We start from the raw sequence: 13,817 nt of genomic DNA, 5'->3' as shown, positions 1-13,817 counted from the left end.
CTGCGCCGGTGCGCAGTACTGAACTAAGGTATTAGCTCGGCGAGGGTGGGGCCGGATGGAGAAAGGCAGCGCAGGCGCTGCCGTGTCGTGACAGAAGTCGGGAAACGACGGAATTCTGGTGAGGCAATGCAGCCATCGTAGCACAATTTTCTGTACGGAAACGAGAGGGCTGTGGCTGCCTGCCGACACTCAGGGGCGCTTGACCGCCAGCGACTGCCAGCCGGCCTTGGGCGACATGTCCGCCAGATTCCAATCGTCCGCCACGAAGGCTTTGCGTGTGGGCGCGTAGGCCGGATAGCCGGACGACTGCGCTTCGCTGTCGACAATGTTGCCGCGCCCTTCGGCCACGTCGGACAGGATTTTGAAGTCGATGGCGTCGCGCTGCCAAGAGCGCATGCCGGCGCTGGCGTAGATCACGCTTTCCAGGCCCTGGGCCGGCAGCGGCGCCAGGCCGGGCGGCAGGTAGGGCTGGTCCGCCTGGATCACCCGGGCGGTGTCGGCGGTGTAGCGGCCCATCATGGGCAGCGGCTCGCCGTTGGCATCAACGGCAATATTGTCCTGCATGAACAGGCTGACGTCGCCCGAGCCGCCCAGGCTGAACAGCGGCGTCTTGGGGCTGGTGTCCGGCCCGCCGCGCAGCACGTTGCCCACCATCGTCACGGCGCCGGTGCGCGGCGCGCGCTCGCCCCACTCGTGGGCGATCAGATTGTAGTGAACCGCGCGCTTGCCCGGGTTGTGGATCAGGTTGTTGACCACGGCGACCTTGGCGCCGCCCTTCACCAGCGGGTTGCGTTCGACGTTGGACGAATACAGATTGCCGTACAGGAGGATCTGCTCGGCGTTGTCGTGGATCAGCGTGCCTTTGGAATGTTCACCCTTGCCGTGGGCGGAATTGCGCAGGCCTTCGGCGATGATGTTGTGGCTGTAGGTGACGCGGTGCGAGGTGCCGTTCGGCCAGTCTTCCGGCGTCTTGCCGTTGAAGCGCGCGCCGGAGGCGGACAGGTTTTCGTCGGTGGCCCAGCTGAAGCTGCAATGGTCGACGATGACGTTGCTGGCGCCGCTGGTGGACAGGCCGTCGACCTCCCAGCCGCTCTTTTTCGGCTTGCCGTTTTCGCCGGGGCGCACGGCGATGTGCTGCACGATCACGTCGCTCGCCGAGACCGACAGGCCGCCCCGGATCAGCGTAATGCCGGGATGGGGCGCGGTCTGGCCGGCCACCGTGACGTGGGGCTTGCGGATGTTCAGGCTGGCGCCTTGCAGGTCGATCACGCCGCCCACTTCGAACACGATGATGCGGGCGCCGTCGGTGGCCAGCGCGGCGGCCAGGGAGCCTTCGCCGCCGGCGTTCAGATTGGTCACGCGCACGATAGCGCCGCCGGCGCCGCCCTTGGTGTCGGCGGCCCAGCCGCGCACGTCTATCGCGGCCCGGTCCATGCCGCTTGCCGAGGCGGAGGGATGGGCGGTCAGGGAGCAGGCGCCCATGGCAAGGGCGAGGGCGATCTTACGGATGGCGGGCAGCTTCATGGTTCTCCAGTTCAAGGCAGGGCACGGTAGACGAGGTTGGTGAAACGGACTTTGCCCTTCCCGGCGGCGTAGATGGCGGGACGCAGGCTCATGAAGCCGTAAGCGGTGTTGTGGTTGTAGCCGGACACTTCCATCTGCACGCCGTATTTGTGCCAGGTCTTGCCCTGGTCGGTGCTGGTGTGGATGGTCAGGATGTGGCGGTCGTTGGTGACGCGCATGCGCAGCTTGTTGGCCATGCCGGCCGGCTTGCCGCCGCGCGGCTGGTCCATGCCGTAGCGGTGCAGGATGAAGCCGTCCTTGTTCACGCCGACGCCGGCGTACAGCTTGTCGTTGTAGAACAGCAGGGCGCCCGCCTGCGCGCCGGGGTCGAAATCGATGTCCACCTCGAACTGGTAAGCCTGGTCGCCGGCAAGGAAGGTGAGCGGCGAGCTGTCGGCTGGCGAGCCGCCTTTCGCGTCCAGTTCCAGCAGGCCGTCGCGGTAGCGCACGCGCTTGTTTTCGTCCACGCCGCCACGGAAGAAGCTCCATTGCAGGCCGAATTTATTGCTGCTGAAATCGTCCGACAGCGCCATGCCGTGCGGGAGCGCGCTGCCGCCTGCGGGTTTGGGGATGGGCTTGCCGGCGTCAAAGGCGGCGGCCTTGAACCAGCCGTCGCTGGTCCATTCGATAGGTGCCAGCAAGGCCTGGCGGCCGAGGGCGTGGAAGCCGTTCTCGTAGCCGTGGTACATCATGTACCAGCCGGACTTGCCCGGCCCTTCGACCAGCGTTGCGTGCCCCTTGGACCACCATTTTTCCGCCGCCGATTCGGTGCGGATGATGGGGTTGTAGGGCGAGTTCTCCCAAGGCCCGTGGATGGACCTGGAGCGCGCCGACACCACCATGTGGCCGGTGGGCGGACCGGCGGTGCCGCCCAGGGCCAGCGTCATGTAGAAGTACTCGCCGTGGCGCGTCATCTTCGGGCCTTCCTGGGCGTAGCCTTCCACGTCCCACTCTTCCGGGTATTTCCAGCCGTCGTAGACGTGCTGCACCGGCCCGGCGATTTTCAGGCCGTCGTCGGACAGCTGGACGCGGTCGCCGTGCGACAGGAACAGGTAGCGCTTGCCGTCCTCGCCGACGATGTGGCCGGGGTCGATGCGGGCATTGTTCAGCGCCACGGGCTCCGACCAGGGGCCGCGTATATTGTCGGCGTGGATGACATAGATATTGTTGTTGCCGGGCAGTTTGGCCGGAATGTAGAGGTAGTAGCGGCCGTTGTGCCTGGTCAGCTCGGGCGCCCAGACGCTGCCCACGTATTGCTTCAGCGCGCTGCCTATCGGTTCCCAGTTCACCAGGTCGCGCGAATGCCAGATCGTCAGGCCGGGGTAGGCCTCGAACGAGGAGAAGGTCATGTAATAGTCGTCGCCGTCCTTGAGCACGCTGGGATCGGGGTGGTCGCCGGCCATGATGGGGTTCAGGTAGCTGCCATTGCCCAGGTCCGCCTTGCGCTGCTGTTCAACGCCCCTGGCCCAGTCCTGGCAGTGGCGCAGGAAGGGATTGCCCAGCTCGCTGGTGCAGGGCGCGCCGAGAGCTGGCAAGGACAATGAACAAGACAATAAGACGGCTGCTAGACGCATGACGTTGGTTCCATTGTGAACTGGTTGGACCAATATGCAAACATTGCTAATTGGTCAGGCCAAAATGGATCATCGCACAAAACCGGTGCAGCGTGTGCTCACAGTCAGTGAGTTTTTTGCTGCCCGAAAAAAGAGCCAACCCGAAGGCTGGCTTGCTGGCGCGGCTAGCCGAGATTGGCGGCTTAGCTCGCCATGCCCTTTTGCAGCAGGGCTGTCACGACGGTGCCGACATCGCTGCCCTGCTCAGTGGCCAAGGCGTTGAGCTGAGCCACCAGGTCGGCGTTCAGTTTGGTGGCGAACGGCACCAGGCCCAGCGCCTGGTCGCGGCGGCGCTGCTCGCGGCGGTCGACCACTTCAGCAACTTTGCCGAATTCGGCAGCGCCGGGCGCGGTCATTTTGCCCATCAGCTTTTTGGCGTCGCTTTTTGCCATTCCGGTTTTTTTCATGGTGTTTCTTTCGTAGTGTGTAAGGTGGAGGAGGGCAGTGAAAAACGCTAAGCCGTGCGATCTGTGGAATATCCCGCAACGGCCGGATTTCAGTGCGGGGTGCGGCCTTTGTTGATCACTTCCCCCAGTTCGGTAAAATCGAGCGGCTTGACCATATGCGCGTCGAATCCTGCAGCCGTTGTGGCTTCCATATCGCGCTGCTGCCCCCATCCGGTGGCAGCGATCAGCAAGGTTTGTTCTCCCCATGGCTGTGAACGAATGTGGCGCGCAACTGTGTAGCCATCCATCCCCGGCAGTCCGATGTCGAGGATGACCACGTCCGGTTGAAATGCCGGGCCGGCCGACAGCGCCGAGGAACCGTCGTAATACTGCGTAACGGAGAATCCCTGCATGGTGAGGGCCATGCCCAGCAAATCGGCGGCGTCGCGGTTATCGTCAACCACCAGTATGCGCTTTGCCTTGTCGGTCGGAGAAACGGACTGCGGGGTGCTTGCAGCATTTTGCGCTGAACCGGTGGGGTTGTTCAGGATTTCCGCAGCCAGCGGCAAGCGTAAAACGAACTCGCTGCCGCAGCCTACTCCCTCGCTGAAAACATCGATCGTGCCGCCATGCAGTGTGACCAATCCCTTGACCAGGGCCAGCCCGATACCAAGTCCTCCCTGGGAGCGCGCAAGTGCGGGCTCAAGCTGCGAAAACATGGTGAACACATTGGCCAGATGATAGGCCGCGATACCGATGCCGGAGTCGCGGACACGGACGGCCGCCTGGCCATTTTCTTCCGCCGCGTCGAACCAGATGGATCCGCCCTCCGGCGTGTATTTGGCGGCATTGTTGAGCAAGTTGGTCATGATCTGTGTCAAGCGCGTGGGATCCGCATCCACCAGCAAGGGATGGTCCGGCAGCGTCATGTACAGCCGGTGCGCGCCGGCATCGATCAGCGCCTGCGAAGCTTCAGCCGCCTGGCGCATCAGCTCAGCAATATTGATGCGCTCGCGCCGCAGCTCGACCCGTCCTTGCGTAATGCGCGAAATGTCCATCAGGTCGTCGACCAGGTGCGACATCTGCTGCATCTGGCGCTCGAACACTGCTCGTGCCCTGAGCAGCTGAGGATCGTCGAGTGGCTTGAGCTTGAAGATTTCCAGCACGTTGCGCAGTGGCGCCAGCGGATTGCGCAGTTCGTGCGCGAGCGTGGCGAGGAATTCATCTTTCTGGCGATCCGCGCGCGCCAGTTCAGCATTGGCGCGCCCAAGCTCATCCCGATTTTCCTGCAGCGCCTTCTGCGTTTCCTCCAGCGCGAGCAGCGACGCCTCGGCGTGGCGCCGCGCATGCAGCAACTCCCGCTCATACGCCCGCCGGTCAGTGGCAATGAAGACGGCAAGCTCATCGACAATGCGATCGCCTTCCTTGCGCCGGAAGATATTGATCAGGGTAGGCAGCACCGATTTATCGGCATGGCGGATGTCGATCTGTACTTCAGCGACCGACCCTTGCATTTGCAGCAGTGGCAGCAAATGGGTTTGATGAAATACCTTGCCGCCCATCGTGAACATGTCCTGGATGCGGCGTTTACCCACCAGCTCGTTTTCCGGCAAGCCCACCCAGCCGCAGAACGTTTGATTGCAGCGGCATATCAGCCCATTCTCGTCGGTCAGCAGCAGTCCGCACGCCGCTCTGTCGTAAAGTCGCTCGTCAGTGAGGTGAGGACGTTCCACCTCTAGCGTGCCAAGGATGCGAGGAAGCTTTCCATGGCCGCGCTGCTGGCGCTCGGCGAGCTCAAGTGTGGACAGTGGCCGACATTGTCGATCACGGACAAGGTGCTGCGTGGCAGGACACGATGCATGTATTCGCCTACCGCCAGCGGGGCGATCAGGTCGTCGCTGCACTGGACTATCAGTGCCGGCACCGCCGACTTTGGCAGGTCGGCGCGATGGTCGGACAGGAAAGTGACGCGGGCGAAGTGTTTGGCAATGGCGGGATCGGTGCGGCAGAAGCTGTTCGTCAATTCGGCGCCCAGTTCCGGCTGTTCCGGCGCACCCATGATCGCCGGCGCCATGGCGCTCGACCAGCCCAAATAATTGCTTTCGACGGTGGCCAGCAGGTCATCGATGTCTTCCCGTTCGAAGCCGCCGACGTAGTCGCCATCGTTCACATAGCACGGCGAGGGACCAATCATGAGCTGGGCCAGGAAGCGCTGCGGCGCTTCGATGGTGGCCAGCAGGCCGATCATGGCACTGACGGAGTGGCCGACAAAGATGACCGGTCCCGAGGCGTACTGGTCCAATATCTCCAGCAGGTCAGCCGCGTAGCCGTGCAAGACGCCATATTTGCTTTCGTCGTAAGCCGACAGATCGGATCCGCCGCTGCCAACGAGGTCGAATGTCACGACGCGAAAGCGCTGCTCGAAGTGCGGCACAAGAAGGCGCCACATATTCTGGTCGCAGCCAAAACCGTGCGCGAACACCATCGTGACGTCGCCGCTACCACTGACGCGCACGTTATTCCTCTTTTGAATGTCCATTGCGCTTTCGGGGTCGTTGAATCAATAGGAAGCAATCGGGGGATTGTACAGGTAGAGGACGCAACGCCGGGTCCGTTTGCTGCAAGCCCGAAATATTTAACGCTGAGGACTAACGCTTTGCTGCGTGATGCTCGGTTTCGTCGAAGGGCACGCGATATTTCTTCATGATTTGCGCGTAGCTACCGTCTTTTTGCATGGAGCCAAACGCCGCCTTCCATTTCTCTCCTTGCCGGGCGTCGAAGTTGTGCGAGCTGGCCAGGTACAGCCCGATTTTCCCGACTGGCTTGCCAATGCGCAGCGTCGCCAGTGAGCGGCCAAGTTCCGCTTCCGTGGCCTTGAGCACCAGCGGCGCGGCGATCCAGATGTCGATGCGTCCCAGTTCCAGTTTGCCCAGGTTGGCCGCAGCGTTGTTGGCGGTTTGGATATTGCGGAAGCCGCTGCGGCGGGCCATATCCTCGGCAGGCGAGCCGAGGATAACGCCCACGCGCAAGTCCTTGGCCGCCTCAATCGATGAAATGTCGGCGCTGCTGCCCGGCGCCGCCACCATGACGAAGCTGAATTCGAACAGCTTGCACCACCACCGGTATTTGTCTTCATTGTCCGCCATGCGCCAAATGGTGCCTATCGCATCGTCATGGCTGCTGATCAGGAAGCGCTGACGCAGCAAGGGCATGGGCGTAATCGCGCCAGTGTATTGTGCGCGGCGCGCCATTTCGGACATCAAGTCATGGAGCAGACCTTGCTGCACGCCGTTCACGCTGTAGGCGAGGGGCGCAACACGATCAATATAAACCCGTGGTTCGCTGCGAGCGGCGCTGGCGGCGAGCAGCAATAAGCCGCACAGCGCTGCGCACTTGAAAATCGAAGCACTGGGGACGTTACGCACGCTGGTCATCACTCATCCCGGTAACAGGTTGTTTGTTGACTCTCATTTTGCGGAGATATTTCGCAATGCACTAGCTGCGTGAGTGCAAGAGACTATTTCGCCGAAAGTAATGAATGATGTAAATCTTCGATGAAAGTGCTCTTATATCTCACCGTAGCCGTGTAGGCTCACGATTTTCGCGAAGCGCGGTGCGATGCCGATGCGGTAGGCTGCCTGCGTGCCGTTTCTGCGCTGTCGGACGCGCCAGGCAGACTTTCGGGCAGCGGCTCGCCTTCAATCCGGAAGTGCCGGAAGAATTTGAACGTTCGGCTCACGCCACGCGGGTCGGAAAGGAAGGGAAGGGCAAATTCCCGTTCGGCGAGCAGCACCGCGCGCCAAACGGTGCCGGCGAAGAAGCGAAACGCTAGCGTATTTGGAGGTTGGAGATGCAGGTCAGTAAAGGCGCCGGTGGAATACATACCGCCAAGCACAGCCGCATCGAGCAACGCCAAATTGGCGTCGAACATATAAATTCGCAGCATGTCTTCAAACGGAATGTCATCGGTGAAGAAGGCGATTCGACAGTCTTGCCAATCGACAGCTGCTTCCAGTATGGCGCCGTCGACGACCACCCCGGTGGGTTTGCCGTCAACCAGCAGTTCGGAAGACGCCAGCGCGGTATCCGTGTTGTGTGATACCAGCCGTGCTGCGAATTCCGAGTTCGAAAGTAGTCTCACGAGCTTGCTCTACCATATGAAGCCAGCGCCGAAGGCTGCCAGAGCACCTCCGACAAACGCACCTATTGTTACACATACAGGCGCCCCAGGACCGCACGCCAAACCCGCGAGGGCGCCAGCGGCGATACTTCCGCCAATTCCCGCAGTGGTGGTCGCCAGTTCGCGCTTGATCGCGGTAGTTCTATTGCGAGCGGTGAGCACGTTGTATGTCGATATTGCCAATGACAGCAGAATGACGCCACGACCCAGGTATGACAAGCGCATCATATTGCGGGTGATGGAAGGTTGAGACCTCCCGGAGGAGGCCACGATTTCCGCAAATACGCGGCTCTGCTTTGCCGGCGAGAGATTTGAGAAGACAGCATTTCCCCCAAACAACTGCGTGGTCTTTTTTGCGACGAGTGCGTTTAGTCCGCGACCCTCTGCCTTGTAGTGCTCGGCGAAAGCCCGGGCGACGGGAGTGGTGCGGGATCTGGTTAGCTGCATGACGACGTTCCTCGTATTTTGGGCCTGTTCTGCCGCTTGTACCCAAGTCAACTGGCCTCTGGCTACTTGCCTGCGCAGGTTGTCCGACATCGCCTTAATCTCGCGCGCGTAAATGCTGCGTGCAGCGGAGTCAATTTCCAGGTGCATCCCTGCGCTGGCTGCTGTCGCTTCCAGTGACTTGATCGTATTTTCGAATGTTTCTTCGTTGGACCGCTGCATGTTGGGCTCCCTGTCGATGGTGTTTGATGAGCGTACTGGGTCCGGGAACCACGGGATTTGATTCGGCGCAAGATTGTTTGATGCTGGTAGTTCTGCACTGGAAGGCCTCTGATGAACTGGCCGCAGTGCTTAGGTCTGCGGGGGGAGCTTTCGCTTATGCTGCAGCGAAATAGCGGCGTATGGAAGCTGAATTTGCCTATCGGGCGTGTTAGAGTGCAGAACGCAGTATCAGGCCTCTGTCGATACTGTCACGCGGTAGAGGTTGCAGCGTAAGCGACCAGAGAGCGACCAGAAACAAAAAAGCCCACGAACGTAAATTCGTGGGCTTCCTTGATTATTCTTGGTAGGCCGTGCGGGATTCGAACCTGCGACCAACGGATTAAAAGTCCGCTGCTCTACCAGCTGAGCTAACGACCCAAGGTAATGAAACCTTAGCTTCTTTCGAGTGGTAGGCCGTGCGGGATTCGAACCTGCGACCAACGGATTAAAAGTCCGCTGCTCTACCAGCTGAGCTAACGACCCCCGAAAGAAGCAAGATTATAGGGGTGTCCCGCCGTCCTGTCAAATGCTCTTGAGCATCAACTGTCGCCGCAGGCCGCTTATTTGGCTTTCAGGCGTTCGCGGGCCGTGGCGGCGGACTCGCTGTCCGGGTACTTGCTCAGCAGCTCGGTCAGCGTCTTCTTGGCGTTGGCGACCGCTTTCAGCTCGGTCTGGCAGCTGGCGATGTTGAGCATGGCTTCCGGCGCGCGCGGGCTGTCCGGGTAGGCTTTCACCACCACTTGCTGCGCCAGGATGGCGGCCTTGCAGTCCTTCTGCGCGTAGTAGGTGGTGCCCAGGTAGTACTGCGCGTTGGCCGCGTAGCCCGATTCCGGGTACTGGCGCACGAATTCGGCCAGCGCCACGGTGGCGGTCTTGAAGTCGCCGGCCTTGAACAGCAGCATGGCCGCGTCGTAGGCTTTTTGCTCGGCCGGGTCCACGGCGGCGGTCTTGCCGTCGATGGTCACCTGGCGCGGCTCGAGCTTGCGCAGGCGGGCGTCGAGGTCGACGTAGAAATCTTTCTGGCGCTTTTGCGTGTTGGCCAGTTCGTTGGCCAGCACTTCCAGCGAGCCGCGCAACTTGGCGATTTCGCTCATGGTCTGCTCGTGCTGGTTGTTGATGTCCAGCGCGATGGACTTGTCGGCCTTGGAGTCGATGCGGCCGTTCAGCTCGGCGCGCATGGCTTCCACCTTGGCGCGCAGGTCGAGGATGGCTTTGCGGGCTTCGTCGTCGTCGAACAGGGCGGCGCTGGCGTGCAGCGGCAGGAAGGTGGCGGCGGCCAGCAGGGCGGCGGCGGTGGCGGAACGCAGGCGGAATTTGGTCAGTGTCGTCATGTGCATTGCGCTTTCAAAATAGAAACGGGGCAGGGCGCAGTATAAACTGCGCGCCGCCCCGTGTGTTGCCATACTAAGACTACAGAATTACTTGTAGACGATATCGGCACGGCGGTTTTGCGCCCATGCTTCTTCCGTGTGGCCTTCGGCTTTTGGCTTTTCTTTGCCCAGCGATACGGCTTCGATCTGGCCTTCTGGCACGCCCAGGGCGGTCATGGCTTTACGGACGGCTTCAGCGCGCTTCTGGCCCAGGGCCAGGTTGTATTCTGCGCCGCCGCGTTCGTCGGTGTTGCCTTGGATCAGGATCGAGCGCTTGGCGTTCTTGGTCAGGTAGCCGGAGTGATTCTGCACCACTGGCTTGCCGTCTTCACGCACAACGTAGCTGTCGAAGTCGAAGTACACGGAACGCTGAGCCAGCACGCCTTTAGGATCGTCCAGCGGGTCGATCGAAGCGGTTTGTACTGGGGCAACTGGGCGGGTGTCGGCAACTGGCTTGGCCGCTTCAACTGGCTTTTCCACCACTGGTGCTGGTTCTGCCACTTTTACTGGGGTCGAGCAAGCCGACAGCAGGGCTGCGGTGCTGAGGATGAAGGCTACGCTTTTAACGTTACGCATGGTTAGTTCTCCTGGTCGTTGATGAAAGGACTGCTTTTTACTTCATGAAAGGACCCCAGGTGGGCTCCTTGATATTGCCCGCTTGAATCGTCAAGCGTTGCTTTACGCGGCCGTCGACCGACACCACAGCCAGCGATTTGCGGCCGCCCGAAACGGTCGCGTACAACAGGTACTTGCCGTTCGGGGCGAAGCTAGGCGATTCGTCGCTGGTGGTGTCGGACAGGCGTTGTTCCTGGCCGGAGGCGAGATCCAGTACAAAGAGCTGGAAGTTGCCGCCGTCGCGCCGGGAGATGTAAGCCAGCGTGTTTCCGTCCGAGGAAATACGCGGGCTGATGTTGTAGCTGCCGCTGAAGGTGACGCGCTTGGCTTCGCCGCCGTTGGCGCTCATGCGGTAGATCTGCGGGCCGCCGCTGCGGTCGCTGGTGAAGTAGATGTACTGGCCGTCGGCCGAGAACTGCGGCTCGGTGTCGATGCCGGAGCTGTTCGAGATGCGGCGGATGCCGCTGCCGTCGGCGTTGGCGATGAAGATCTGGGTGTTGCCGGTCTTGGACAGGGCCACGGCCACCTTGCTGCCGTCCGGCGACCACGACGGCGCCGAGTTGCTGCCTTTTTCATTGGCCACCACGGTGCGCGCGCGCGTCACCAGGTTCTGCACGTAGACCACGGGTTTTTTCTGCTCGAAGGAGACGTAGGCCACCTTGTTGCCGTCCGGCGACCAGGACGGCGAAATGATGGGCTCGTTCGAGATCAGCGCCGGCAGTTCGTTCTCGCCGTCCGAGTCCGCCACCACCAGGCGGTACTGGCGGCCCTGCTGGGTGACGTAGGCGACGCGGGTGGCGAAGGCGCCGCGCACGCCGGTCAGTTTTTCGTAGACGTCGTCGGCGATCTTGTGGGCCGACAGGCGCACTTCGTTGACCGAGGTGGTCTGGTCCATCTGTGACAGCTTGGTGGCCTTGATGGTGTCGTGCAGCTTGTAGCGCACGTCGAAGCCGCCGTTGGCCAGCTTGCTGACGGTGCCGACCACGATGGCGTTGGCGCCGCGCGATTTCCATTGGCTGTAGTCGACGTCGTTCGGGTTGTTGATCACGCCGGCGTCGATGATCTTGAACATGCCGCTGCGTTCCAGGTCGGCCTTGATGACGGCCGACACCTGGGCAGGCGCCACGCCTTCGTCGGCAAAGGCGGCCACGGCGACCGGGATCTGGTTGCTGCCGACACCGGAGATTTCCACCTTCAGCTGCGCGTAGGCGTTCAGGCTGGCCAGCAGGCTGGCGGCGGCGAGTGCATTGGTCAGGCTAGTCATTTTTTTCATATTGGTTCTCAAGGCAAATCTTTCATGTTGAATCCTGCGGTAATCTCGCGTTCGACCGTGCCGTCTTTCTTCTTCGGCAAAGGCGAGGACTTGGCGATGGCTGCTTCCACCGCCAGGTCGTAGGCGGGAATGCCGCTACTCTTGATCTTCCGGACCGAAATAATTTCCCCAGTTGGCAGTTGCTCGATCTTGAACTCGGCGCGCGGGTTGCCGGCGACGTCGCTGCCGGCATACGCGATGTTGCTCTTGATCTTGGCGGTAATGGCTGCCACGTAGCCGCTGTCCAGGCGCGGCGCGGTCGCTTTCGCGGCCGTGCCGGTGGTGCCTGCGCCAACGGCGCCCGTGATGCGCGCCATTTCCGCCGCACGCTGTTTATCCAGCTTTTTCTGCTCTGCTTCCGCTTTGGCCTTGGCTGCCTTTTCGGCGGCTTTCTTGTCTTCCTTGGCCTGATCCAGCTTGGCCTTTTCCTCGGCCAGTTTCTGCTCTTCCAGCTTTTTCTTCTCGTCGAGTTTCTTCTTCTCGTCGAGCTTCTTCTGTTCGAGTTCCTTGGCCTTTTGTTCGGCTACTTTTTTTGCCTTCTCTTCTTCAACGCGTTCCTTCTCGGCCTTTTCCTTGGCCTTGCGCTTTTGCAGCGCAATCTCGGGGTCGACGGCCGGCGGCGGCGCTTCCACTGGTGGCGCTACCACCTTGGGCGGCGGCGTGGGCGCGGGCTCCGGTTCCGGCTCGGGCTCAGGTTTCGCTTCCGGCGGCTGCGGCGCCGGCGGGGCGGCGGTCTGGGTGCTCATGTCCCACACTTCCGCTTCCACCGCCACCGGCTCGTTGTTCTGCCATGCCACGCCCACCCACAGGAAGAACAGCAGGCCCGCGTGCATGGCAGCGGCCAGGCCGATCGAGCTCCAGCGGTCGTCGCGTTTCGGCACCCGGTACGGGCCGCCTGCGGTGGCGTGTTTCATCGTCATACTTTACTTCGTGGCCAGGCCAACGCGGCTGATGCCCATCTTTTTCGATTCCGAAATCAGCTGGATCACGTCGTCGTACTTGCTTTCCTTGTCGCCGGCGATCATCACCGGATACTCAGGGTGCGCCTCATGCAGCTTGCGCAGCTTGCGCACCAGGGCGTCGCGGTTGGGCTCGGTCTCCGGCGCGTCCGCGTTCTTGCCCTGCACGCCGATCGACAGCGCGCCGTTGGGCTTGATAATGATCTGGATATAGTCGTCCGGCGGGCGGGTGGAGCGCTCGGCCTGCGGCAGGTCCACCTGCGACGGGTTGTTGGACGAGGGCATGACCATGAAAATAATGAGCAGCACCAGCATCACGTCGATGTAAGGTACGACGTTGATTTCGGACTTCAGCTTGCGGCCGCCTCGGCTGCCGCGCATGCCGCTGGAGAAGGAAGATGCCATGGTTATGCTCCCCGGTTAGCGCGACTGGCGCTGCAGGATGTTGGAGAACTCTTCCACGAAGCTCTCGAAGCGGATGGCCAGGCGGTCGATATCGTGCGAGAAGCGGTTGTAGGCGACCACGGCGGGGATGGCGGCGAACAGGCCGATGGCGGTGGCGATCAGCGCTTCGGCAATACCGGGCGCGACGGCGGCCAGCGTGGCTTGCTGCACATTGGCCAGGCCGCGGAAGGCGTTCATGATGCCCCAGACGGTGCCCAGCAGGCCGATGTAGGGCGAGACCGAGCCGACCGAGGCCAGGAAGGCCAGGTGCGATTCGAGCGCGTCCATTTCGCGCTGGAAGGCGGCGCGCATGGCGCGGCGGGCGCCGTCCAGCACGGCGCCGGCGTCCAGCTCGCGGCTGGCCGCGTGCGCGGCCTTGCCCTTGATGAATTCGCCCATGCCCGCTTCGAAGATGCGCGCCAGCGCGCCGCTCTGTTCACGGTTGCTGCCGGCGCTCTGGTGCAGCGCGTGCAGGTTGCCGCCGGCCCAGAAGGTTTTCTCGAAGTCGATGGTCTGGCGGCGCGCGGCGCGCACGGCGAACATCTTGCGGAAGATATAGGTCCAGCTGGTGAGGGAAATGCCGAGCAGCAGCGCCATGATCAGCTGAACGATCAGGTGCGCGTTGGAAATCAGGGCGATGAAGGAGAGGTCTTGAGTGACGTTCATTGTT

The 13,817-nt window shown here is 61.8% G+C and carries 14 protein-coding genes and 2 tRNA genes; all 16 read right to left on the bottom strand.

Annotated elements, in window-relative coordinates; translation table 11 throughout:
* Positions 1-189: 189 nt before the first annotated feature.
* The 16 genes from KT882_RS23265 to tolQ all read right to left on the bottom strand — a co-directional run bounded on the left by KT882_RS23265 (position 190) and on the right by tolQ (position 13,813).
* The gene (locus KT882_RS23265) at positions 190-1,524 is read right to left on the bottom strand and encodes a pectate lyase family protein (protein WP_228893432.1); all 1,335 of its coding nucleotides are present in this window, start codon (positions 1,522-1,524) and stop codon (positions 190-192) included.
* Between the two features lie 11 nt (positions 1,525-1,535).
* Positions 1,536-3,098, bottom strand: a complete 1,563-nt coding sequence (locus KT882_RS23260) for a family 43 glycosylhydrolase (RefSeq protein ID WP_228893431.1) — start codon at positions 3,096-3,098, stop codon at positions 1,536-1,538.
* Positions 3,099-3,319: 221 nt separating this feature from the next.
* Positions 3,320-3,583 (bottom strand): hypothetical protein, encoded by a 264-nt coding sequence (locus tag KT882_RS23255; RefSeq protein ID WP_228893430.1) that lies wholly within the window; start codon positions 3,581-3,583, stop codon positions 3,320-3,322.
* 89 nt (positions 3,584-3,672) lie between these two features.
* The gene (locus tag KT882_RS23250) at positions 3,673-5,295 is read right to left on the bottom strand and encodes an ATP-binding protein (RefSeq protein ID WP_228893429.1); all 1,623 of its coding nucleotides are present in this window, start codon (positions 5,293-5,295) and stop codon (positions 3,673-3,675) included.
* A gap of 2 nt (positions 5,296-5,297) precedes the next feature.
* A complete protein-coding gene (locus KT882_RS23245; RefSeq protein WP_161074749.1) occupies positions 5,298-6,101 on the bottom strand; it encodes an alpha/beta fold hydrolase in 804 nt (267 codons plus the stop codon).
* Between the two features lie 109 nt (positions 6,102-6,210).
* Positions 6,211-6,996 (bottom strand): substrate-binding periplasmic protein, encoded by a 786-nt coding sequence (locus KT882_RS23240; protein ID WP_228893428.1) that lies wholly within the window; start codon positions 6,994-6,996, stop codon positions 6,211-6,213.
* Positions 6,997-7,154: 158 nt separating this feature from the next.
* Complete coding sequence (locus KT882_RS23235) at positions 7,155-7,703, bottom strand: hypothetical protein (protein ID WP_161074751.1); 549 nt, start codon at positions 7,701-7,703, stop codon at positions 7,155-7,157.
* Between the two features lie 9 nt (positions 7,704-7,712).
* Positions 7,713-8,408 (bottom strand): hypothetical protein, encoded by a 696-nt coding sequence (locus KT882_RS23230; RefSeq protein ID WP_161074752.1) that lies wholly within the window; start codon positions 8,406-8,408, stop codon positions 7,713-7,715.
* A gap of 341 nt (positions 8,409-8,749) precedes the next feature.
* A tRNA-Lys gene (locus KT882_RS23225) sits at positions 8,750-8,825 on the bottom strand.
* Between the two features lie 29 nt (positions 8,826-8,854).
* Positions 8,855-8,930, bottom strand: a tRNA-Lys gene (locus KT882_RS23220).
* A gap of 77 nt (positions 8,931-9,007) precedes the next feature.
* The gene (gene ybgF / locus KT882_RS23215) at positions 9,008-9,778 is read right to left on the bottom strand and encodes a tol-pal system protein YbgF (protein ID WP_371869393.1); all 771 of its coding nucleotides are present in this window, start codon (positions 9,776-9,778) and stop codon (positions 9,008-9,010) included.
* Between the two features lie 87 nt (positions 9,779-9,865).
* The gene (pal, locus tag KT882_RS23210; protein WP_161074754.1) at positions 9,866-10,393 is read right to left on the bottom strand and encodes a peptidoglycan-associated lipoprotein Pal; all 528 of its coding nucleotides are present in this window, start codon (positions 10,391-10,393) and stop codon (positions 9,866-9,868) included.
* Positions 10,394-10,430: 37 nt separating this feature from the next.
* Positions 10,431-11,705: a Tol-Pal system beta propeller repeat protein TolB gene (gene tolB / locus KT882_RS23205; RefSeq protein ID WP_161074755.1), complete on the bottom strand. Its 1,275-nt coding sequence runs from the start codon at positions 11,703-11,705 to the stop codon at positions 10,431-10,433.
* An 8-nt stretch (positions 11,706-11,713) separates the two neighbouring features.
* Positions 11,714-12,664, bottom strand: coding sequence for a cell envelope integrity protein TolA (gene tolA / locus KT882_RS23200; protein WP_321170289.1), 951 nt, complete (start codon positions 12,662-12,664; stop codon positions 11,714-11,716).
* A gap of 3 nt (positions 12,665-12,667) precedes the next feature.
* Complete coding sequence (locus KT882_RS23195) at positions 12,668-13,108, bottom strand: ExbD/TolR family protein (protein WP_228893427.1); 441 nt, start codon at positions 13,106-13,108, stop codon at positions 12,668-12,670.
* A 15-nt stretch (positions 13,109-13,123) separates the two neighbouring features.
* Complete coding sequence (gene tolQ / locus KT882_RS23190) at positions 13,124-13,813, bottom strand: protein TolQ (protein ID WP_161074756.1); 690 nt, start codon at positions 13,811-13,813, stop codon at positions 13,124-13,126.
* Between the last annotated feature and the right edge of the window lie 4 nt (positions 13,814-13,817).

The sequence above is a fragment of the Pseudoduganella aquatica genome (assembly GCF_020865585.1).
GTDB lineage: Bacteria > Pseudomonadota > Gammaproteobacteria > Burkholderiales > Burkholderiaceae_D > Rugamonas > Rugamonas aquatica_A.
The sequence above is the reverse complement of the archived record's forward strand: the minus strand, read 5'-3'. Positions and strand labels throughout refer to the sequence as shown.

Coding starts and splice junctions, on each gene's coding strand:
- KT882_RS23255 (WP_228893430.1), bottom strand. CDS start 3,583: ATGAAAAAAACCGGAATGGCAAAAAGCGACGCCAAAAAGCTGATGGGC.
- tolA (WP_321170289.1), bottom strand. CDS start 12,664: ATGACGATGAAACACGCCACCGCAGGCGGCCCGTACCGGGTGCCGAAA.
- ybgF (WP_371869393.1), bottom strand. CDS start 9,778: ATGACGACACTGACCAAATTCCGCCTGCGTTCCGCCACCGCCGCCGCC.
- KT882_RS23265 (WP_228893432.1), bottom strand. CDS start 1,524: ATGAAGCTGCCCGCCATCCGTAAGATCGCCCTCGCCCTTGCCATGGGC.
- KT882_RS23195 (WP_228893427.1), bottom strand. CDS start 13,108: ATGGCATCTTCCTTCTCCAGCGGCATGCGCGGCAGCCGAGGCGGCCGC.
- pal (WP_161074754.1), bottom strand. CDS start 10,393: ATGCGTAACGTTAAAAGCGTAGCCTTCATCCTCAGCACCGCAGCCCTG.
- tolB (WP_161074755.1), bottom strand. CDS start 11,705: ATGAAAAAAATGACTAGCCTGACCAATGCACTCGCCGCCGCCAGCCTG.
- tolQ (WP_161074756.1), bottom strand. CDS start 13,813: ATGAACGTCACTCAAGACCTCTCCTTCATCGCCCTGATTTCCAACGCG.
- KT882_RS23230 (WP_161074752.1), bottom strand. CDS start 8,408: ATGCAGCGGTCCAACGAAGAAACATTCGAAAATACGATCAAGTCACTG.
- KT882_RS23240 (WP_228893428.1), bottom strand. CDS start 6,996: ATGACCAGCGTGCGTAACGTCCCCAGTGCTTCGATTTTCAAGTGCGCA.
- KT882_RS23245 (WP_161074749.1), bottom strand. CDS start 6,101: ATGGACATTCAAAAGAGGAATAACGTGCGCGTCAGTGGTAGCGGCGAC.